The sequence below is a fragment of the Streptomyces sp. 13-12-16 genome, from assembly GCF_002114215.1.
Lineage (GTDB): Bacteria > Actinomycetota > Actinomycetes > Streptomycetales > Streptomycetaceae > Streptomyces.
Genome location: NZ_NCTE01001201.1, coordinates 1 through 2509, shown reverse-complemented (window position 1 = coordinate 2509; position 2509 = coordinate 1). Strand labels below are relative to the sequence as shown.

Annotated in this window: 3 protein-coding genes; 2 read left to right on the top strand and 1 reads right to left on the bottom strand. The window is 75.1% G+C overall.

The features are described 5' to 3' along the window. A partial coding sequence (locus tag B7767_RS37715) for a hypothetical protein (protein ID WP_085575926.1) occupies positions 1-341 on the bottom strand: 341 nt, incomplete at its 3' end. Positions 342-675: 334 nt separating this feature from the next. Here B7767_RS37715 and fmt point away from each other — a divergent pair. Both fmt and B7767_RS37705 read left to right on the top strand, forming a co-directional pair. Further along, positions 676-1608: a methionyl-tRNA formyltransferase gene (fmt, locus tag B7767_RS37710; RefSeq protein ID WP_085575925.1), complete on the top strand. Its 933-nt coding sequence runs from the start codon at positions 676-678 to the stop codon at positions 1606-1608. A gap of 67 nt (positions 1609-1675) precedes the next feature. After that, the coding region (locus B7767_RS37705; protein WP_306298039.1) for a transcription antitermination factor NusB at positions 1676-2509 on the top strand (834 nt) is incomplete at its 3' end.

Here is a 2509-nt window from a genome sequence, read left to right as displayed (position 1 = left end):
CGGGCGCCGTAGCGACGGTGGACCGCCTGCTTGGTGACCCCGAGCGCCGAGCCCACGGCGTCCCACGAGAAGCCCAGGGAACGGTCGAAGTCGACGGCCGCCGTGACCAGGGTCTCGACACTGTCCCGCAGCTCCTGGGCGAGACGGACCGTGGGGGCGGGGGCGCGCCCGTAGACGACGAAGCCCGTGGAGGGCCCGGAGCGGCGCGGGCGGTAGACGTTGCCCAACTGGGCGGTGAGCGTGCGCAACGCGTCCACCTGCCGGCGGACCCGCTCGATGTCCCGCACCAGCAAGTGCAGGCTGGCCCGAGCCTGGGCGTCGTGGGTTGCGTGGTCGGCCATGAACAAGCCTCTCGAACCGGCGTGAAAGGAACTGGGCCCGCGTCGGGGCCCGTGGTCAACTCTTCGCTGACCAACGCGGGAGCGCTCCGTGGGTCACGGGGTGGGGGCGCGGCGGCATATGCGTACGCCCCCGGCGGGGGTGTGCGCCTCGGCCTCCGGCCGGGCGGATCCCTCCTGCCCGCGCGCCACCCGTTTCCAGCGGGCCGCGAGGCGGGCGTCTCCCGTGGGACCGCGTCGCCGTCGGCGGCTTTCCCTTCGTGCGTCCCCGCGACGCGCGCCCCATAGACTGGTGTGCTGCCGTGTCCGTTCCCGCCCGAGAGGCCCCAAGCACCCCATGAAGCTCGTCTTCGCCGGTACCCCCGAGGTCGCCGTTCCCGCACTGGACGCTCTTCTCGCCTCCGGGCGGCACGAGGTGGCCGCCGTCGTCACGCGGCCCGACGCGCCCGCCGGGCGGGGGCGCAGGCTGGTCGCCTCCCCCGTCGCCGAGCGGGCGGAGGAGGCCGGGATCGAGGTGCTGAAGCCGGTGAAGCCCGGGGACCCCGAGTTCCTGGAGCGGCTCGAGGAGATCGCGCCGGACTGCTGCCCCGTCGTCGCCTACGGCGCCCTCCTGCCCAGGGCCGCCCTCGACATCCCCGCCCGGGGCTGGGTCAACCTGCACTTCTCGCTGCTGCCCGCCTGGCGCGGCGCCGCACCCGTGCAGCACGCCATCATGGCCGGCGACGAGATCACCGGCGCCGCCACCTTCCTCATCGAGGAGGGCCTCGACTCCGGGCCCGTCTACGGCACCGTCACCGAGGAGATCCGCCCCACCGACACCAGCGGCGACCTGCTCACCCGGCTCGCCTTCGCCGGCGCCGGGCTGCTCGCCGCCACCATGGACGGCATCGAGGACGGCACCCTGAAGGCCGTGCCGCAGCCCGCCGACGGCATCAGCCTCGCCCCCAAGGTCACCGTCGAGGACGCCCACGTCGACTGGAACGCCCCGGCGCTGCGCGTCGACCGCGTGGTGCGCGGCTGCACCCCCGCGCCCGGCGCCTGGACCACCTTCCGGGGCGAGCGGCTGAAGATCGTCCAGGCCGCCCCCGTACCGGACCTGACCGACCTCGCGCCCGGGCAGCTGTCCGCCGGCAAGAACAACGTGCACGTGGGCACCGGTTCGTACGCCGTGGAACTGCTGTGGGTGCAGCCCCAGGGCAAGAAGCCGATGCGGGCGGCGGACTGGGCGCGCGGGGTGCGGATCGCCGCCGGGGAGACCGTCGGCGCCTGACACCGCCGGGGCCACCACGACGTAGGCTGGACCGCGCACCCCACCCCACATCCGGAGCACCTTTTTCGTGAGCGACCAGCCCCGTCGGCCCCGTAAGCCCGCCAAGCCCTACCGCCGGCCCAAGAAGGACCCCGTCCGCGTCCTCGCCTTCGAGGCCCTGCGGGCCGTCGACGAGCGGGACGCGTACGCCAACCTCGTCCTGCCCCCGCTGCTGCGCAAGGCGCGCGAGAACGGCGACTTCGACGCGCGCGACGCGGCGCTGGCCACCGAGCTGGTGTACGGCACGCTGCGCCGCCAGGGGACGTACGACGCGGTCGTCGCCGCCTGTGTCGACCGGCCGCTGCGGGAGGTGGACCCGCCGGTGCTGGACGTGCTGAACCTCGGCGCGCACCAGCTGCTGGGCACGCGCATCCCGACGCACGCCGCCGTCTCCGCCACGGTCGAACTGGCCCGGGTGGTGCTCGGCGACGGCCGCGCCAAGTTCGTCAACGCCGTGCTGCGCAAGATCGCGCAGGACGACCTCGACGGCTGGCTGGAGCGGGTCGCGCCGCCCTACGACGAGGATCCCGAGGACCACCTCGCCGTGGTGCACTCGCACCCCCGCTGGGTCGTCTCCGCGCTGTGGGACTCCCTCGGCGGCGGACGCGCCGGCGTCGAGGAGCTGCTGCGGGCCGACAACGAGCGGCCCGAGGTGACCCTGGTCGCCCGTCCCGGACGGGCGACCACCACCGAACTGCTCGACGAGGAGGCCGCCGTCGCCGGCCGCTGGTCGCCGTACGCGGTGCGGCTCACCGAGGGCGGGGAGCCGGGCGCCGTCCCGGCGGTCGCCCAGGGCCGGGCCGGAGTGCAGGACGAGGGCAGCCAGCTCGTCGCGCTCGCGCTCGCCGACGCGCCCGTCGAG